28 protein-coding genes are annotated in these 16,997 nt (G+C 56.0%); 8 read left to right on the top strand and 20 right to left on the bottom strand.

Annotation, left to right across the window (positions count from 1 at the left end; genetic code table 11):
* From GOV90_RS14635 to GOV90_RS14605, 7 genes are all read left to right on the top strand, one after another.
* On the top strand, window positions 1-101 hold a 101-nt coding region (locus tag GOV90_RS14635; RefSeq protein ID WP_216602326.1), incomplete at its 5' end, for a hypothetical protein.
* A gap of 450 nt (window positions 102-551) precedes the next feature.
* Complete coding sequence (locus GOV90_RS14630) at window positions 552-1,352, top strand: AEC family transporter (protein ID WP_256367986.1); 801 nt, start codon at window positions 552-554, stop codon at window positions 1,350-1,352.
* 288 nt (window positions 1,353-1,640) lie between these two features.
* On the top strand, window positions 1,641-1,955 hold the full coding sequence (gene rpsJ, locus GOV90_RS14625; RefSeq protein WP_008756422.1) for a 30S ribosomal protein S10: 315 nt from the start codon (window positions 1,641-1,643) through the stop codon (window positions 1,953-1,955).
* A gap of 18 nt (window positions 1,956-1,973) precedes the next feature.
* Window positions 1,974-2,699, top strand: a complete 726-nt coding sequence (gene rplC / locus GOV90_RS14620; protein ID WP_170574972.1) for a 50S ribosomal protein L3 — start codon at window positions 1,974-1,976, stop codon at window positions 2,697-2,699.
* Window positions 2,696-3,313, top strand: a complete 618-nt coding sequence (rplD, locus tag GOV90_RS14615) for a 50S ribosomal protein L4 (RefSeq protein ID WP_155148664.1) — start codon at window positions 2,696-2,698, stop codon at window positions 3,311-3,313. The genes rplC and rplD overlap by 4 nt, the downstream gene beginning before the upstream one ends.
* Entirely contained in the window at window positions 3,310-3,606 is a 297-nt protein-coding gene (locus GOV90_RS14610) for a 50S ribosomal protein L23 (RefSeq protein ID WP_008757532.1), read from the top strand. Before rplD ends, GOV90_RS14610 begins: the two co-directional genes overlap by 4 nt.
* The gene (locus GOV90_RS14605) at window positions 3,603-4,235 is read left to right on the top strand and encodes a hypothetical protein (RefSeq protein WP_171092006.1); all 633 of its coding nucleotides are present in this window, start codon (window positions 3,603-3,605) and stop codon (window positions 4,233-4,235) included. Before GOV90_RS14610 ends, GOV90_RS14605 begins: the two co-directional genes overlap by 4 nt.
* Window positions 4,236-4,454: 219 nt before the next feature.
* Here the strand turns inward: GOV90_RS14605 and GOV90_RS14600 are convergent, their stop codons facing one another.
* The 20 genes from GOV90_RS14600 to GOV90_RS14505 all read right to left on the bottom strand — a co-directional run bounded on the left by GOV90_RS14600 (window position 4,455) and on the right by GOV90_RS14505 (window position 16,096).
* Entirely contained in the window at window positions 4,455-4,667 is a 213-nt protein-coding gene (locus GOV90_RS14600; RefSeq protein ID WP_171092005.1) for a DUF1127 domain-containing protein, read from the bottom strand.
* 505 nt (window positions 4,668-5,172) lie between these two features.
* Entirely contained in the window at window positions 5,173-5,361 is a 189-nt protein-coding gene (gene rpmD, locus GOV90_RS14595; protein WP_050605831.1) for a 50S ribosomal protein L30, read from the bottom strand.
* A 12-nt stretch (window positions 5,362-5,373) separates the two neighbouring features.
* Entirely contained in the window at window positions 5,374-5,943 is a 570-nt protein-coding gene (rpsE, locus tag GOV90_RS14590; protein ID WP_155148691.1) for a 30S ribosomal protein S5, read from the bottom strand.
* Between the two features lie 116 nt (window positions 5,944-6,059).
* On the bottom strand, window positions 6,060-6,419 hold the full coding sequence (gene rplR, locus GOV90_RS14585; protein WP_039523386.1) for a 50S ribosomal protein L18: 360 nt from the start codon (window positions 6,417-6,419) through the stop codon (window positions 6,060-6,062).
* An 11-nt stretch (window positions 6,420-6,430) separates the two neighbouring features.
* A complete protein-coding gene (gene rplF, locus GOV90_RS14580) occupies window positions 6,431-6,964 on the bottom strand; it encodes a 50S ribosomal protein L6 (RefSeq protein WP_170467582.1) in 534 nt (177 codons plus the stop codon).
* Window positions 6,965-6,975: 11 nt separating this feature from the next.
* Window positions 6,976-7,368: a 30S ribosomal protein S8 gene (rpsH, locus tag GOV90_RS14575; protein WP_170373360.1), complete on the bottom strand. Its 393-nt coding sequence runs from the start codon at window positions 7,366-7,368 to the stop codon at window positions 6,976-6,978.
* A 13-nt stretch (window positions 7,369-7,381) separates the two neighbouring features.
* A complete protein-coding gene (gene rpsN, locus GOV90_RS14570; protein WP_068340744.1) occupies window positions 7,382-7,687 on the bottom strand; it encodes a 30S ribosomal protein S14 in 306 nt (101 codons plus the stop codon).
* A 19-nt stretch (window positions 7,688-7,706) separates the two neighbouring features.
* Complete coding sequence (gene rplE, locus GOV90_RS14565; RefSeq protein ID WP_171092004.1) at window positions 7,707-8,267, bottom strand: 50S ribosomal protein L5; 561 nt, start codon at window positions 8,265-8,267, stop codon at window positions 7,707-7,709.
* Window positions 8,260-8,571, bottom strand: coding sequence for a 50S ribosomal protein L24 (gene rplX / locus GOV90_RS14560; RefSeq protein WP_171092002.1), 312 nt, complete (start codon window positions 8,569-8,571; stop codon window positions 8,260-8,262). The genes rplE and rplX overlap by 8 nt, the downstream gene beginning before the upstream one ends.
* Before the next feature lie 2 nt (window positions 8,572-8,573).
* Window positions 8,574-8,942, bottom strand: coding sequence for a 50S ribosomal protein L14 (gene rplN / locus GOV90_RS14555; protein WP_008757934.1), 369 nt, complete (start codon window positions 8,940-8,942; stop codon window positions 8,574-8,576).
* A gap of 75 nt (window positions 8,943-9,017) precedes the next feature.
* Window positions 9,018-9,248: a 30S ribosomal protein S17 gene (rpsQ, locus tag GOV90_RS14550; protein ID WP_171092001.1), complete on the bottom strand. Its 231-nt coding sequence runs from the start codon at window positions 9,246-9,248 to the stop codon at window positions 9,018-9,020.
* 4 nt (window positions 9,249-9,252) lie between these two features.
* Entirely contained in the window at window positions 9,253-9,459 is a 207-nt protein-coding gene (gene rpmC, locus GOV90_RS14545) for a 50S ribosomal protein L29 (protein WP_010437082.1), read from the bottom strand.
* Window positions 9,460-9,891: 432 nt separating this feature from the next.
* Window positions 9,892-10,512: a 2OG-Fe(II) oxygenase family protein gene (locus GOV90_RS14540; protein ID WP_171091999.1), complete on the bottom strand. Its 621-nt coding sequence runs from the start codon at window positions 10,510-10,512 to the stop codon at window positions 9,892-9,894.
* Between the two features lie 235 nt (window positions 10,513-10,747).
* Window positions 10,748-11,161: a 50S ribosomal protein L16 gene (gene rplP, locus GOV90_RS14535; protein ID WP_117872242.1), complete on the bottom strand. Its 414-nt coding sequence runs from the start codon at window positions 11,159-11,161 to the stop codon at window positions 10,748-10,750.
* A 12-nt stretch (window positions 11,162-11,173) separates the two neighbouring features.
* Window positions 11,174-11,881, bottom strand: a complete 708-nt coding sequence (rpsC, locus tag GOV90_RS14530) for a 30S ribosomal protein S3 (RefSeq protein ID WP_171091997.1) — start codon at window positions 11,879-11,881, stop codon at window positions 11,174-11,176.
* Window positions 11,881-12,261: a 50S ribosomal protein L22 gene (rplV, locus tag GOV90_RS14525; RefSeq protein WP_039538267.1), complete on the bottom strand. Its 381-nt coding sequence runs from the start codon at window positions 12,259-12,261 to the stop codon at window positions 11,881-11,883. The genes rpsC and rplV overlap by 1 nt, the downstream gene beginning before the upstream one ends.
* A 3-nt stretch (window positions 12,262-12,264) precedes the next feature.
* Entirely contained in the window at window positions 12,265-12,543 is a 279-nt protein-coding gene (gene rpsS, locus GOV90_RS14520) for a 30S ribosomal protein S19 (protein WP_005980699.1), read from the bottom strand.
* 3 nt (window positions 12,544-12,546) lie between these two features.
* Window positions 12,547-13,389 carry a 50S ribosomal protein L2 gene (rplB, locus tag GOV90_RS14515; protein WP_008757664.1) on the bottom strand — a complete coding sequence of 281 codons (843 nt, stop codon included), beginning with the start codon at window positions 13,387-13,389 and terminating at the stop codon, window positions 12,547-12,549.
* 252 nt (window positions 13,390-13,641) lie between these two features.
* On the bottom strand, window positions 13,642-14,706 hold the full coding sequence (locus tag GOV90_RS14510) for a hypothetical protein (RefSeq protein ID WP_171091995.1): 1,065 nt from the start codon (window positions 14,704-14,706) through the stop codon (window positions 13,642-13,644).
* A 355-nt stretch (window positions 14,707-15,061) separates the two neighbouring features.
* A complete protein-coding gene (locus GOV90_RS14505) occupies window positions 15,062-16,096 on the bottom strand; it encodes a fatty acid desaturase (RefSeq protein ID WP_171091993.1) in 1,035 nt (344 codons plus the stop codon).
* 318 nt (window positions 16,097-16,414) lie between these two features.
* Between GOV90_RS14505 and rplO the strand changes: the two genes are divergently transcribed.
* Window positions 16,415-16,888: a 50S ribosomal protein L15 gene (rplO, locus tag GOV90_RS14500; protein WP_171091991.1), complete on the top strand. Its 474-nt coding sequence runs from the start codon at window positions 16,415-16,417 to the stop codon at window positions 16,886-16,888.
* Window positions 16,889-16,997 lie beyond the last annotated feature (109 nt).

Here is a 16,997-nt window from a genome sequence, read left to right as displayed (position 1 = left end):
AGCTGATCGCACCGATCGCGATGGAGCAGGGCCTGCGCTTCGCGATCCGCGAAGGCGGCCGCACCGTCGGCGCGGGCGTTGTGTCGAAGATCATTGAATAATCGGTAGGCCGGGCTTCAGCCCGGCACATCGGTGAACTAAAGAAGGCCGTCCCAAATCGGGGCGGCCTTTTTCTTTTCTACCATTTCAAGCGTGTACATTTTGTGCCAACCGGGCGAACACATGAGGCAGAGGCTATTCGTCGAAATGTCTTGCGGCTAATCCAACGGAAACTGTCCAGAACGGGTGACTTGTGCCGAAGCTCGGGGCAAATCAGAAACAGCGCAGTACCACGCACTTCGCGGAGCACTGTTAACCAGCAGCTCGAACGCCAGACCTTGCCACAATGTCGACGTTGGTACAGTGTTCTTCAGATTTGAACGCGCACTCTGCTAACAGGGTCGGAAACTGCGATGATTACACATCTCGAACATGTATTCCTGAATGTTTTCAATATCATTCTACCCGTTCTGATCTGTGCGGGCATAGGATACTGTCTGGCTCTGTTCAAAGTGCCCTTCGACAACAAAGTGATAAACGGGCTGATATCGCGTGTCGGCTTTCCCACGCTTGTTATATCGCATCTTTCAACGGCGCAGATCGATGCAAACACCTTTCTGACGGTGATGGCCGCAGCAGCGACAATCGTTGCTGGTTTCGCCGCGCTGAGTTTTATTGCCCTCAGAGTGCTAGGATACTCTGTGCCCGTTTTCCTCGGCCCGTTAATGTACGGAAACATCGGGGGCATAGGGCTGCCGGTCACATTGCTGGCCTTTGGCGGAGAAGGGTTGGCCTATGCAATGGGCTTTGTCGTGGTCATTCTTCTTTGCATGTTTTCCATCGGAATATGGATTCCATCCGGTTCTATTTCGATAAAAAGGCTGATCACTTCTCCGGTTATATACGCGGCGATCATCGCTTTGGGCGTTGTTTTCACCGGATTCAGCCTGCCAAAGCCACTGGAATCGAGTTTCAATATTTTGGGTGGTTTAACGATCCCGCTGCTCCTTTTGACGATGGGGCATACCTTGGCTTCTTTTCAGATAAGAGATGTGCGGCAAGCGAGTGTGTTGACCATTGTTCATTTAGGCATCGCAGTTGCCGTGGCCTTGTTTGCGACTTGGCTATTTGGCTTCATTGGTACTGAGCGCGGCGTCGTTATCCTGTGCTGTTTGATGCCTTCGTCCGTCGCGAACTATCTTTTCGCAGACCAGTACCAGCCCGACAGAGCACCGGACGTGGCGGGATTTATCCTCTTGTCAACCCTGACGACGCTGCTGGTTCTGCCATTGGCGCTGACATATTGGGTTTAATCCTGGGCGTGAGGGTCTATGCGCACGATGAGTGATCTGTTCAAGAGAGTTGCTCCTGACGGATCTTATGTAGAATGCACCTAGGTGTTTCGGATCTCTGATCCGGTTTTGTGAGGCATCCAGTTTGCACAGAAACCCCCTTGCAAAACCCGACCAATCCCACTAATACGCGCGAGTTCTCAACAAGAACATCAAGGCGGGGTGATTCCCGCCTTTTGGGTTCGAAGAGGGTTGGCGATGCGCGTCTGTCCTCCTCTCAACCTCAACGCCTGAAAAAAGGCTGTATCTATGCAAAGCCAAAACATCCGTATTCGGCTGAAGGCATTTGACTATCGCGTTCTGGATGCCAGCACGCAAGAGATCGTCAACACTGCCAAGCGGACCGGCGCGAACGTGCGCGGCCCGATCCCGCTGCCGAACAAGATTGAGAAGTTCACGGTTCTCCGTGGCCCTCACGTTGACAAGAAATCCCGCGACCAGTTCGAGATCCGCACGCACAAGCGTCTCTTGGACATCGTTGATCCGACCCCCCAGACCGTTGACGCGCTGATGAAGCTCGACCTCGCTGCTGGTGTGGACGTCGAGATCAAGCTGCAGTCGTAAGATCGGAGGGTATAGATTATGCGCTCTGGTATTATCGCAAAAAAAGTTGGCATGACCCGCCTGTTCATGGAAGACGGCAAGCAGATCCCTGTGACCGTGCTTCACCTGGACAACCTGCAGGTTGTTGCACAGCGTACCGCTGACAAAGATGGCTACACTGCCGTTCAGCTGGGCGCCGGTGCTGCCAAGGCAAAACGCACCTCGAAAGCCATGCGCGGTCACTACGCCGCTGCCAAGGTTGAGCCCAAGCGTAAGCTGGCTGAGTTCCGCGTCTCTGAAGATGGCCTGATCGAAGTGGGCGCCGAGATTTCGGCAGAACACTTCCTGGAAGGTCAGAAAGTTGACGTTTCGGGTACCTCGATCGGTAAAGGCTTTGCCGGTGCAATGAAGCGCCACAACTTCGGTGGTCTGCGCGCCTCGCACGGTGTTTCGATCAGCCACCGTTCGCACGGTTCGACCGGTCAGTGTCAGGATCCGGGCAAGGTGTTCAAAGGCAAGAAGATGGCCGGTCACATGGGTGCTGCCCGTGTAACCACCCAGAACCTGGAAGTTGTCAAAACCGACGCCGACCGGAACCTGGTCTTCATCAAAGGCGCCGTTCCCGGACCGAAATCAGGCTGGGTCACCGTCAAGGACGCCGTGAAGAAGAAAGCACCGGAAGGCCTGCCTTTCCCGGCTGCTGTGAAATCGGCTGCAACCGAAGCACCTGCGGAAGAAGCTCCCGCGGAAGGTGGTGAAGCATGAAACTTGATGTAATCAAACTGGACGGCGGCAAAGCCGGCGACATCGAGCTGAACGCCGATCTGTTCGGTCTCGAGCCGCGTGCGGACATCCTGCACCGTGTGGTCCGTTGGCAGCGCAACAACGCGCAGGCCGGCACCCACAAGGTCAAGACCCGCTCGGAAACCAGCTACTCGACCAAGAAGATCTATCGCCAGAAGGGCACCGGTGGCGCACGCCATGGTGACCGCAACGCGCCGATCTTCCGCAAGGGTGGTATCTACAAGGGCCCGACCCCTCGTTCGCACGGCCACGACCTGCCGAAGAAGTTCCGCAAGCTTGGCCTGCGCCACGCTCTGTCGGCCAAAGCCAAAGCAGGTGAACTGGTTGTGATCGAGAACGCCGAAGCCGAAGGCAAGACCGCCGCACTGGCCAAACAGGTTGCAAACCTGGGCTGGAAACGCGCTCTGGTCATCGACGGCGCGACCGTGAACGAAGGTTTCCTGAAGGCGTCGCGCAACATCGAAGGTCTGGATATCCTGCCGTCGATGGGTGCAAACGTTTATGACATCCTCAAGCGTGACACCCTGGTGCTCACCAAAGCGGCTGTCGAAGCACTGGAGGCTCGTCTGAAATGAGCGCGAAGGCAGAACACTACGACGTGATCCGCAAGCCGATCATCACCGAAAAGTCGACCATGGCGTCCGAAAACGGCGCGGTTGTCTTTGAAGTGGCGATCGACAGCAACAAGCCGCAGATCAAAGAGGCCGTTGAGGCGCTGTTTGGTGTGAAGGTCAAAGCGGTGAACACCACCGTGACCAAAGGCAAGGTCAAGCGGTTCCGCGGCCAGCTGGGCCGTCGGAAGGACGTCAAAAAAGCATATGTGACCCTGGAAGAGGGCAACACAATCGACGTGAGCACCGGTCTTTGATCCGACGCTTACTGCGACTATTTACGGCCTCGGCGGTTCAACCCGCCGGGGCCGATTTCGTTTCGGACCCTGAAATTGAGCGGGCGCAGGTGCTGGAACGGATGCGAGCATTCAGCACCGAACCTTATTTCCAGATTGCTGACGAGCATTTGGGGCTTTTGTCGGTTTTCGATGATCTGAAATACGACCGGGCGGATGTGGACATGATCTCTCCGGCGATGCGTCGCCATGTCGTCGGCAAGCTTGGCCCGCTGGGGTTCCGTCAGACCTCCGGCACGGTGTTGGAGCACGTCAAAGCGGACATGCGCGTACATGTTCCAAAGTTCCATGCCCTTGGAGCGTCGCCCTTCGACATCACGCGCTATACGGACAAGCGGGCTCAGGACTATTGTCTGCTGACCCCAACGCAGGTGGCTTGCCAGTTCGTGGACCACTATGCGTTGGACGATGCTGTGCAGCGGATCGAAACGCTTGTTAAGAAGCATCCGATCAACCTGCTCAAACTGGCGGATTATCTGGAAGGCAAACCCAAGCACCGTGCGTTTCGTGAGGTGCTGGGCCATATCAAGCTCAAGCAGCGGGTTGCAGTGGAGTCAGAACCACTCTGCCGTAGGCGGTCTTTGGGGTAGGGTGTCCAGCAGGCCACGGATCGGCGAAACGCATAGTGCGGGACGCCAACGGTTCGAAAGCGACATAGAGCCGGTTTTTAGCTTCGTACAGCTGCATTACGATCTACAAGGAGTTTCCCCCCGCTGTGGCGCTCGTTCTAGCCATTCAGAGAGCACAAATGCGTGACACAAAAAAGGCGCCCTCTGGCGCCTTTGTGTCTTGCTTCCGGGTGTTCGAATTTACGAACAGTAGACATGCTTGTGTGCGATATCCGCGATGTCACAACGACGGACGCCGATGTCATCGAGTTCGCGGTTGCTCAGACGTTGCAGCTCGGAAAATGTGCGCTGGTACTCGGCAGCACGGGCACGCGCGGCTTTCACGCGTTCGATCATGTCCGTAATCCGTGCGGTAAAGTTCAAGCCTGAATGTGTCAGTGTAGCAGTTGTCATTCTTTTGTTCCTTTCTCAAATCAAGGCGTATTCCTTGACGTTTCCTTCTTGTGTTCCTTATTTGGACAAGGCTGAGATAAGGACGATGGTTATCGCTAACAACGGAAGTTTCGGTCTAGCCGATATGCACCAAGGGAATAACAGTTGGGCGACATGTACGTGTCTGCGCTTAACGCTAAATACGGGTGTTTCTGTTCGATCTACCTAAAGAGGTTTTTAGGGGGATGAATTATCTCTGGCTGCTTAGACTCGACGCAGGCTGAACCATTCGTCTTTCTCCCAAGGGAAGCGACTGGCGGTATTTCGCCCCGATTTCGGAAAAGATTAGCCTTTGAACTTTTCGAAAGAATTCAAGGTATTTTGCGTACCTCGTTGCATCTACTGCCTTGGGCGCGGTGTTGTTGTAATGCAAATTGGTGTTGGTTGGGTGTCCAGGTTTCGCTTACCAAAAAAAACACCCCGGACCGAAGTCAGGGGCGTTTCAAACTCTGCGAAGATTTTGCGCTTAGCCGCGCTCTTCGACGATCTCTACCAGATGCGGGATCTTGCGGATCATGCCGCGAACCGAAGGAGTATCTTCCAGCTCACGGGTTTTGTGCATCTTGTTCAGACCCAAACCGATCAGGGTTGCGCGCTGTTCGGCGGGGCGGCGGATCGGGGAGCCGATCTGCTTGACGACGATGGTTTTTGCCATGGGTCGCTCTCCTTATGCTTCTGCTTCAGCAGCAGCAGGTGCTTCGTCCCGCTTCGGCAGGATGTCGGCAACTTTTTTGCCACGACGTGCGGCAACCGAACGCGGGCTCTGCTCTTTCTGCAGGCCGTTGATGGTGGCGCGGATCATGTTGTACGGGTTCTGCGAGCCCAGCGACTTGGACACAACGTCCTTGACGCCCAGCATTTCGAACACGGCACGCATCGGACCACCGGCGATGATACCAGTACCTTCAGGTGCGGTACGCATAACCACTTTACCGGCGCCGTGACGGCCTTCGATGTCGTGGTGCAGGGTCCGACCTTCGCGCAGTTGCACGCGGATCATCTGACGCTTGGCTTGTTCAGTCGCTTTACGGATGGCTTCAGGTACTTCTTTCGCTTTACCTTTGCCAAAGCCGACGCGGCCTTTCTGATCGCCGACAACCACCAGAGCGGCGAAGCCAAAGCGCTTACCACCTTTTACGGTTTTCGACACGCGGTTGATTGCGACCAGACGATCTGCAAATTCCGGTGCTTCTTCACGGTCGCGGCCACGGCCCCGACGGTTTTCACGTTCTGCCATTTGGCATCCCTTTTCTCATGTGGCGCTTGTGACGCCGTTTACTTCAATCCAAGTGAGCCCCGACTGTTGCCGAGGCCCCCGGATCATCGGGGCAGCCGCAAAGCTGCCCGCAAGTCTTAGATCTTCAGACCACCTTCACGCGCAGCGTCGGCGACAGCCTTCACTTTGCCGTGGAACAGGAAGCCACCACGATCGAAATAGGCCTCTTCGACGCCTGCCTTCTTGGCACGCTCGGCGATGGCCGCGCCCACTTTGGTGGCCGCTTCGACGTTGTTCTTGCCAACAACACCCAGATCTTTTTCCAGGGTCGAGGCCGAAGCCAGGGTCACGCCACGAACGTCGTCGATCAGCTGAACGCTGATGTTCTTGTTCGAACGGTGAACCGACAAGCGTACACGGCCGGCGTTGACTTTGCGAAGTTTGTTCCGAACGCGCAGGCGGCGCTTCAGAAACAGGGTTCTTTTGCTGTTTGCCATTGTTTGCGTCCTTACTTCTTCTTGCCTTCCTTGCGGAAGATGAACTCGCCCTTATAGCGGATGCCCTTGCCTTTGTACGGCTCGGGACGGCGCCACTCGCGGATTTTGGCCGCGGTTTCGCCCACCAGCTGCTGGTCGATACCTTCCACAACGATTTCGGTCTGCTTCGGTGCGGTGATGGTGACACCTTCCGGAGCAGTGAAATCAACATCGTGGCTGTAGCCCAGGTTCAGCTTCAGGGTGTTGCCCTGCATCTGAGCCCGGTAACCAACACCCTGGATCTCCAGCTCTTTTTTGAAGCCTGTGGTCACACCGGTTACCAGGTTGGCAACCATGGTGCGGCTCATGCCCCACTGCTGGCGGGCACGCTTGGACATGCCACGGGGGTCGATCTTGACCACGTTGTCTTCAACCGACAGCGTTACGTCGTCGGTGGCGGTGAAGCTGCGGGTGCCTTTCGGACCTTTCACTTCGATGGTCTGGCCGGACACAGAGGCGGTAACGCCGCTGGGCAGCTCGACCGGTTTTTTACCAATACGAGACATTGCAGACCTCCTTAGAAGACGGTGCAGAGCACTTCGCCGCCAACATTGTTGGAGCGAGCGTTTGCGTCCGACATCACACCTTTCGGAGTGCTGACAATCGACACGCCCAGACCCTGACGGACCTGCGGGATGTCATTGACGCCCATGTATACGCGACGACCGGGTTTCGAGACCCGCTTCAGTTCGCGAATAACAGGGGTGCCTTCGTAGTATTTCAGGCTGATTTCGATGGCCGGATGACCGTTTGCACCGGTCGTCTTTTCATAGCCACGGATGTAGCCTTCGTCCGCCAGCACGTCCAGAACCCAACCACGCAGCTTAGAAGCCGGGGTGGAAACGGTGGACTTGCCGCGCATTTGCGCGTTGCGGATACGGGTGAGCATATCGCCGATAGGATCATTCATATCTATGTCTCCCTTACCAGCTCGATTTCACCATGCCGGGGATCTGACCAGCAGAACCCAGCTCGCGCAGCGCGATACGGCTGACCTTCAGCTTACGGTAGTAAGCGTGGGGACGACCGGTCAGCTGACAACGGTTGTGCAGACGTGTAGCCGAGCTGTTGCGCGGCAGTTTCGCCAGTTTCAGACGCGCTTTGAAACGCTCTTCCATCGGGCGGCTCTCGTCATTCGCGATTTCTTTCAGCTCGGCACGCTTTGCGGCATATTTGGCCACCAGGCGTTCGCGCTTTTTCTCGCGTTCGATCATTGCTTTTTTAGCCATGTCTCAATCCTCCCGGCGCTTACGCGTTGAAAGGCATGTTGAATGCTTTCAACAGGCTCTTCGCTTCAGCGTCGGTTTTCGCTGTGGTGGTGATTACGATGTCCAGGCCCCAGACTTCGTCTACTTTGTCGAAGTCGATTTCCGGGAATACGATGTGCTCTTTCATGCCCATGGCAAAGTTGCCACGACCATCGAAAGACGGCTTAACACCGCGGAAGTCACGAACGCGCGGCAGCGCGATGGTGATCAGACGATCCAGGAATTCGTACATCCGGTCACCGCGCAGGGTCACTTTCGCACCCAGCGGCATGTCTTCACGGACGCGGAAACCCGCGATCGACTTCTTCGCCTTGGTTGCAACGGCCTGTTGACCAGCAATCGCAGTCAGATCTTCGACAGCAGCTTTTGCTTTCTTCGAGTCTTTGACCGCCTCAGCACCACAACCGATGTTCAGAACGATTTTTTCCAGCTTGGGCAGCTGCATGTCGTTCTTGTAGCCGAACTCTTCTTTCAGAGCGGCACGGATGGTTTCAGCGTACTGTGCTTTCAGACGCGGGGTGTAGGTTGCGTTATCAAGCATCGATCACGTCCCCTGTGGTCTTAGCGAAGCGGACCTTCTTGTCACCTTCCATGCGGAAGCCAACGCGGGTTGCTTTGCCGTTCTTGTCCAGCAGCGCCAGGTTTGACAGCTCGATCGGGTTTGCCTGAGGCAGGCGACCACCTTGCGAGGTTTGCGACTGACGGGTGTGGCGGATGGCGATGTTGATGCCATCGACAACAGCTTTACCGGCTTTTGGGTCAACCGAAGAAATGGTTCCCTCTTTGCCCTTGTCCTTGCCGGCCAGTACGACGACCTTGTCGCCTTTGCGGAGTTTAGCAGCCATGATTACAGCACCTCCGGAGCCAGCGAGATGATTTTCATGAAGTTCTTGCCGCGCAGTTCGCGAACAACGGGGCCAAAGATACGGGTACCGACTGGCTCGTTGTTGTTGTTCAGGATGACGGCGGCGTTGCGATCAAAACGGATCGCGGTGCCGTCTTCGCGACGGACTTCTTTGGCGGTGCGTACGACGACGGCCTTACGGACGTCACCTTTCTTTACGCGGCCGCGCGGGATGGCTTCCTTCACCGAGACGACAATGATGTCGCCGACGGAGGCGTATTTACGCTTGGAACCACCCAGGACCTTGATGCACTGAACTCGGCGTGCGCCGGAGTTGTCAGCAACATCCAGATTGGTCTGCATCTGGATCATGTGGTTTCTCCCGACCTGTGGGGGCTGGTCTGATTAGATCCCCCAGGGTTTCGACAAATGAAAAATCCCGGAAGCTTACGCTTCCAGAACTTCCCAACGTTTCGTCTTCGATTTCGGCGCGCATTCGATGATGCGTACGGTGTCGCCGACCTTGAAGGCGTTCTTTTCGTCGTGAGCCCGGTATTTCTTGGACTTACGAACGGTTTTCTGCAGCAGCGGGTGCTTGAAACGGCGTTCAACCGAAACAGTCACTGTCTGCTCATTGGCGTCGCTGGTTACGATTCCGGACAGGATACGCTTGGGCATAGGATTACTCCTCCGATGCCGCGGCAGCGGCCTTTTCGTTCAGAATGGTTTTGACGCGGGCAGCATTGCGGCGGGCCGCTTTGATACCAGCTGTATTTTCCAGCTGACCGGTTGCCTGTTGAAAGCGCAGGTTAAAGCTTTCTTTCTTCAGGTTGGCCAGTTCCTCGCGGAGCTGGTCCGGGGTCTTGTCACGCAGTTCTTGGGCGTTCATCGCCTTTTTCCTTTGCTCAAAACACCAGAAGGCCCCCTTGCAGGGTCACCTTGGACCTGGTGGATGAATGATAGACATGCGAATCCCCCGACTCGGCCGGGGGACTTGCAGGATGCCGCCGTATAAGGGTTTAGGGGGTGGGTGGCAAGGGAAAGTTTGGAGAGAATCTATCGGGTCAAAAAACTGATTGATCGCTACAAATCTTTACACGCTTCCAAAACCTGAAAGAATACGTAAAACGTTCCGCCCATTGTTGCTGCCCAAACAACCAATTCAAGCGTTGTGAGGTCGCCAAACCCCCGCAATCCGACCATCTTCAAGATGCTCTCTCGAAAATTCCAGCCTGTTCGATACAGCGTCAATAGGAACAACACCAAAGCGCCACCCCAGAATACCGGAGCCGCAACTTCCATTGCATGCCTGATACAGGGGTCAATCCCACTTGTAGTTGAAGCTGACACTGATCCGCTCGTCCTCGGCCATGTTCATCGGCACCTCGTGGCGCAGCCAGCTTTCCCACAGTAGGACGTCGCCTACCTGTGGCTTCATATAGATGAACGGCTGCAAATCCCGCCGTCCGCCTTTCACCCGCGTCGGCGCGGCCATCATGCGGCCTGAGCGCGGGTCTTCCAGTTTCAGCGCGCTCGCCCCTTCGGGCATCGCGACATAGGTCGTGCCCGAGATCACGCTGTGCGGGTGCAGGTGGCTGGAGTGCATACCACCTTCGGGCAGGATGTTGATCCAAAGATCCTCAAGCTTCAGCTCCCCTTCACCCAGATCAAACTCCAGATCCTTGGCAAAGGTCGCCACGTGTTGATCCAGCACTTTCACCAGATCGGCAAAAATCGGGAACCGCCAGGGCAGATCGGTCAGCGAGGCATAGCTGGTGTAGCCGGGGTAGCCGTTTTCTTCGCACCAATCCTGCCCGGCCTCGTCGTCTTCGGCGATCACAAGGCAAGAATTTTCAAGCTCCTCTGCATCGATCTTGGGACCAAATTCGGACAAAGCTGCGCGATAGAGACGGGTAACGAAAAGTGATTCAATCTGTGCCATGCGTCCTCTCTTAGACCAGTGATGCGGGGAAGGCGATGGCGGAATTGCGAGGCTCTGCCTCGCGCTCCGAGATATTTTTGGCCAGATGAAGCAGGGACCCATTTTTTATCTGGCTAAAAATACCTCGGGGGAGGCGCGGTTTGCCGTGGCGGGGGCAGCGCCCCCAACAAAAAACCCCCGCCGGTGTCCCGACGGGGGTCAATCTTTTTACGAACAGGGCCTGAGCCCCAATCGCTTACCAGTCTTCGCGAACCACGACACGGGTCTTGATCGGCAGCTTCATCGCAGCCAGGCGCAGGGCCTCGCGGGCGATGTCGTCATTGACGCCGTCGATCTCGAACATCACGCGACCGGGCTTGACCTTGCAAACCCAGCGGTCCACCGAACCCTTACCTTTACCCATACGAACTTCGATCGGCTTTGCAGTGACCGGAGTGTCGGGGAAGATACGGATCCAGACACGACCCTGACGTTTCATGTGACGGGTCATGGCACGACGTGCAGCTTCGATCTGACGCGCTGTGACGCGTTCAGGCTGCAGAGCTTTCAGACCGTAAGTGCCAAAGTTCAGATCAGAGCCGCCTTTGGCTTCACCCTTGATCCGGCCTTTGTGCATCTTGCGGAATTTTGTACGCTTTGGTTGAAGCATCTCAATTCCCCCTTAGCGACGGCCGCCTGCACCGCGAGGTGCCGGACCATCCTGGAGTTCCTGTGCTTTACGGTCACGTGCCTGCGGATCGTGCTCCATGATCTCACCTTTGAAGATCCAGACCTTGATCCCGATGATCCCGTAGGGAGTCATCGCTTCGGCATGTGCGTAATCGATGTCGGCACGCAGGGTGTGCAGAGGCACGCGACCTTCGCGGTACCACTCGGTCCGTGCGATTTCGGCACCACCCAGACGACCAGCGACGTTCACCCGGATACCCAGGGCGCCCATGCGCATGGCGTTCTGAACGGCACGCTTCATCGCGCGGCGGAACGAGACGCGGCGTTCCAGCTGCTGAGCGATCGACTCGGCAACCAGTTGACCGTCGAGTTCCGGCTTGCGCACTTCGACGATGTTCAGGTGCAGTTCGCTGTCGGTCATCTTGGCCAGCTTTTTGCGCAGAACTTCAATGTCTGCACCTTTCTTGCCGATGATGACACCCGGACGTGCGGTGTGGATCGTGACGCGGCACTTCTTGTGCGGACGTTCGATGATCACACGTGCAACACCGGCCTGCTTGCACTCTTTGTTGATGAACTCACGGATCTTGATGTCTTCCAGCAGAAGATCACCGTAGTCCTTGGTATCAGCGTACCAGCGGCTGTCCCAGGTGCGGTTGACCTGAAGGCGCATGCCGATCGGATTGACTTTATGTCCCATTAGGCTTGCTCCTCAACTTGACGCACCTTGATGGTGATCTCCGAGAACGGCTTCATGATCTTGCCGAAACGGCCACGGGCACGCGGGCGACCGCGCTTCATGACCAGGTTCTTGCCAACCCATGCTTCGGCGACGATCAGCTCGTCAACGTCCAGGTTGTGGTTGTTTTCGGCATTCGCGATTGCGGACTGCAGGCACTTCTTGACGTCCTGCGCGACACGCTTGTTGCTGAAAGTCAGGTCGGTCAGAGCCTTCTCAACTTTCTTGCCGCGGATCATTTGCGCAACCAGGTTCAGTTTCTGCGGGCTGGTGCGAAGCATGCGCGTTTTCGCCATTGCTTCGTTTTCAGCCACGCGGCGGGGGTTCTTTTCCTTGCCCATGACTTACTTCCGCTTCGCTTTTTTGTCTGCGGCGTGGCCATAATAGGTGCGGGTCGGCGAGTATTCACCGAACTTCTGACCAATCATGTCTTCCGAGACGTTGACGGGAATGTGCTTCTGGCCGTTGTACACACCAAAGGTCAGACCCACGAACTGGGGCAGAATGGTGGAACGACGCGACCAGATTTTGATGACTTCGTTGCGGCCCGACTCGCGCGCTGCTTCGGCTTTTTTCAGCACATAAGCATCGACGAAAGGACCCTTCCAAACAGAGCGAGACATAGATTAACGTCCCTTCTTCTTGGCGTGCCGCGAGCGGATGATCAGCTTCTGGGACGCTTTGTTCTTGTTGCGGGTACGCTTACCCTTGGTGTCCTTACCCCACGGCGTAACCGGTGTACGGCCACCCGAGGTACGACCTTCACCACCACCGTGCGGGTGATCGATCGGGTTCATTGCAACACCACGAACCGACGGACGCACGCCTTTGTGGCGCATACGACCGGCTTTACCGAGGTTCTGGTTCGAGTTGTCGGGGTTGGACACGGCACCGACGGTGGCCATGCATTCCTGACGGACCATGCGCAGCTCGCCCGAGCTCAGACGGATCTGAGCGTAGCCGCCATCGCGACCAACGAACTGAGCGTAAGTACCAGCCGCACGAGCGATCTGACCGCCTTTGCCAGGCTTCATCTCGATGTTGTGGACGATGGTACCAATGGGCATGCCCGAGAACGGCATTGCGTTGCCCGGCTTGATGTCGGCCTTGGCGGATGCCACGACTTTGTCACCAACAGCCAGACGCTGCGGAGCCAGGATATATGCCTGCTCGCCGTCTTCGTATTTTACCAGTGCGATGAATGCGGTCCGGTTCGGGTCATATTCGATCCGCTCGACGGTTGCCGCGACATCAAATTTGTTCCGTTTGAAGTCAACGATCCGGTAGAGACGCTTTGCGCCACCGCCGCGGCGGCGTGAAGTGATCCGTCCGGTGTTGTTCCGGCCGCCCGATTTGGTCAAACCCTCTGTGAGAGACTTGACCGGACGTCCTTTCCAAAGCTCCGAACGGTCGATCAGCACCAGCCCGCGCTGGCCCGGCGTCGTCGGCTTGTACGACTTGAGTGCCATGCTTTCTGTCTTCCGTTTAGCAAGTGCAGGGGTTTTCCCTGCTATGTGATAGGCCCCCGTAGGTGCCAAGGGTATAGGGCCCCGAAGGTCCCCGGTTACAAATATCAGAGGCCCCGGAACGAATCCGAGGCCGCAAGATTGGGTGCACTTAACAGGGTTGGGGATGGGTGTCTATAGGAGCAGAGAATTTTCCTAGGTTCCCATCCGCTATTGATTTTCCGACCTTGCGCTTGGAACAGTCGCAACGGAAATTTATAGCCTCGGAACAATTTCTGCATAGTCCTGCATAGATCCAATTTGCAAGAAGATAGGCTCCGCGTCGAATGTATTGCCGATAGGTCTAGCAGCTATTCGATACTCTTTCTGATATGAAAAGGCAAAATGCTTCATCATCTCTGGAAGGATTTTCCCATTGGGACGCCATCTGAAGGGATCAAAATATGTTACTGGCCCACAGTAAACATCGGATTGACCATACTCTTTCTTAAATGCCTTCTTTAGCTGACGCGAGAAGCTATGTGCATCACGAATGATGAGTGCTGCATTGGCCTCGAAATCAGTGGGCATCCGACGATCCAGATTGAGGCAAGTTGAGAAAAGAAAATAGTCTGGAACCACTATGGGCATGGTAATGGCACCGCCTTCGATAGGAAGGTTCGCTCCTTGGTAGTTTATATGTGTCTTTCCAGCGAGAGCTTCATTGATCGCCGGAATCCTTAACGTCTTCTGTGTTTCGAGGTCTCGTATGGATTTTAGATGCCCACCACGCGCGTAGTAGCTAGCCGGGGCAAGTCTCACCCGACCCTCTCGGAGCATTGGCTCCAAAAACTCGCGGCGTGAAAATTTGACGATACAGTTTTTTAGCCGCATTGGCATGCCTTTGAACATGGAAACGCCAGGCGGTTCGCCGTGCTCAAAGTACTTCTGTATCTCAGCATTTCCCATAGCGATAAAGTCGCCTTCAGCGCCGCCACGCGCATTGCATGCTTCCAACATATGCGTAAATGCCTCCGTCATGGACCCGGGTTTCTTAATCTCATCGGGGTCCATTCCAATCATACCATCTTCGGTTAGAATTGTTGTGTTCGCAAATACATCAATCCAGCGTTCTCGAAGCTCCTCATCCGAGCACAAAAGAAGATAAGGGTTCTGGAGATACTGTGCACGCCAGACCTCGTGGCGCGGCAGCCCTCCGTTCTCGCGTTGAGCCTGATCACAGTCTTTCAACCTTCGGTGATACCAATCAACCACGTCCGCCGGGTCTGGACCATTAGGATTTGAAGAGAACAAAGCCTGTCCAAGAGGAACACGTACCATACCAACCTCCGTCGCTGTTCAACTAGCAGTAGAAGAGGACTTTGACTTCAACAAGCCCACAAACAAAATGACAGTACCGAACGAAAGGGCCTTTTCGATTTGCTCACGCGCTTAGGGTTTCAAATCTGTGTTCAAGCCGATGAAACTCTTTACGGGGTATCATGTAATCTGCACACCAAAGCACGGGACAAGGCCGAAGGCCGCCGCTTTGGGGACGTTTGCGTCTCGCTAGGAATTCGGATGTATCTGGCACCATAAAGCGCACTGATCAGCCGTTGCAATGCCATCCCACGGGCAGTCGCAGGCGCGACGCATCGCACTGTACGGGTGGGCGGGATCAGGGACGGGTTGCCCCTCAACCATACAGCGCCCGCGCCTCGGCGAAGGACAGCAGGCGACGGCTTTGCTCATCCCACAGATGCAGCCGTGCGTTGGCGAGGCTTTCGCGGATGGTCATCCGGTTGCTGTTGGCCAGCTCATCATGATCGCGCAGCACTTCGGGCAGGCGATAGAACGGAATGCGGCTGTAGAGGTGATGCACGTGGTGGATGCCGATATTGGCGGTGAACCACTGCAATACCGACGGCAATATATAATGAGAGCTTCCGTGCAGCGCCGCTTCGTGCAGCTGCCAGTTCTCATCCGACTCCCAATGTGTGTCTTCGAACTGGTGCTGTACGTAGAACAGCCATACTCCGGCCGCTGCGGCAATCAGGGTTGAGGGCAGGAAGATCAGCAGCATCGGCATCACGCCGCCAAAATAATAGACCGTCAATAATATGACCAGAATGGCGACATTGGTGGCCATCGCACTGACCCAGAACCTGACGCTGTCTGTCAGGCCCAAGGGTAGGCGGTTCTGAAACAGGAACAGATAGCCGGGGCCAAACACAAACAGGGTGATCGGGTTCCGATAGACGCGATACCAGAACCGGTTCATCGGCGTTTTGGCCTGATATTCAGCAACAGTCAGGGTGTGGATGTCGCCCATCCCGCGCTTGCCCAAATTGCCCGAACTGTTGTGGTGCGTGGAGTGCGTGCGGCGCCATACATCATAAGGCGTCAGTGTCAGAACGCCGATCCCGCGCCCGACCCAGTCACTGACGGCCCGGTTCTTAAAGAACGCGCCGTGCCCGCAATCGTGCTGGATGGCAAATAGGCGCAGCAGAAAGGCCGCATTGAGCACGGAAATCGCAAAGGCCAGCCAATAGCAGACCGACAGCGACATCCAGGACAACGCCCAAAGCGCGAAGAAGGGGACAATGCTGACGCCCAACTCGAACGTGCTGCGCAGTTGGTCCGGTTCGCGGTATTTGGCAAGCGTTGTGACCCAGTCACGTGCGGCGGTTGTCTCCGGCTTGTCCCGAAGCGAGTGAGAAGGGTGAGTCATGCGCCTGCCAGTCTGGTGTTTTCAGGCATCCCGATAGACTACCACCCCGGCATGGCAAGTGGTTTCTGTCAAAACCGCTGCAATTCGTACTCAAATAACGGTCAGAACGCAGTGAGCTTGTCATTTAGGTATCATCTGGAAACCTCGTACAGGGGCTTGTGACCGTACCGCAGGCCAGACGGCAATCTGCAGGCTTGCCAAGCCCCGCCATCGGGCCTATACGCCTGCGGTGGCTTTCCGCCATGAGAATCAAAACCAAGAAATGCCGTGTTTGGCCCATCACGCTTCGGGGGTCATATCCGGCTTAGGAGAAGCGAAATGAAACTGAACGAATTGCGCGACAATCCTGGCGCCGCACCGAAACGCACGCGCGTTGGCCGTGGTCCGGGTTCCGGCAAAGGTAAAATGGGTGGCCGTGGTATCAAAGGCCAGAAATCCCGCTCGGGTGTGGCCATCAACGGCTACGAAGGCGGTCAGATGCCATTGTACCAGCGTCTGCCAAAGCGTGGCTTCAGCAAGCCGAACCGCAAAGCATTCGCCGTTGTTAACTTGGGCCTGATCCAGAAATTTGTCGAAGCCGGCAAGCTGGACGCCTCGGCTGCGATCACCGAAGACGCTCTGGTTGCGTCCGGTCTGGTCCGCCGCAAGCTGGACGGTATCCGCGTTCTGGCCAAAGGCGAAATCAGCGCCAAAGTGAACCTGGAAGTAACCGGTGCTTCGAAGTCTGCCGTTGAGGCAGTTGAAAAAGCGGGCGGTTCACTGAAGGTCACAAAAGCTGCTGCGGCAGAGTAATCGCTTGTGAGCGGGCCAAGACCCGCTTACATAGACCTCAGAGTTTTCCAAGACGCCGTCCGAGCCGGAAAACGGTTCCGGGCGGCGTTTGCATAAGAGAGACCGATTT

The sequence above is a fragment of the Ruegeria sp. HKCCA5929 genome (assembly GCF_013034525.1).
GTDB lineage: Bacteria > Pseudomonadota > Alphaproteobacteria > Rhodobacterales > Rhodobacteraceae > Ruegeria.
This window is presented reverse-complemented; position numbering and strand designations above follow the sequence as displayed.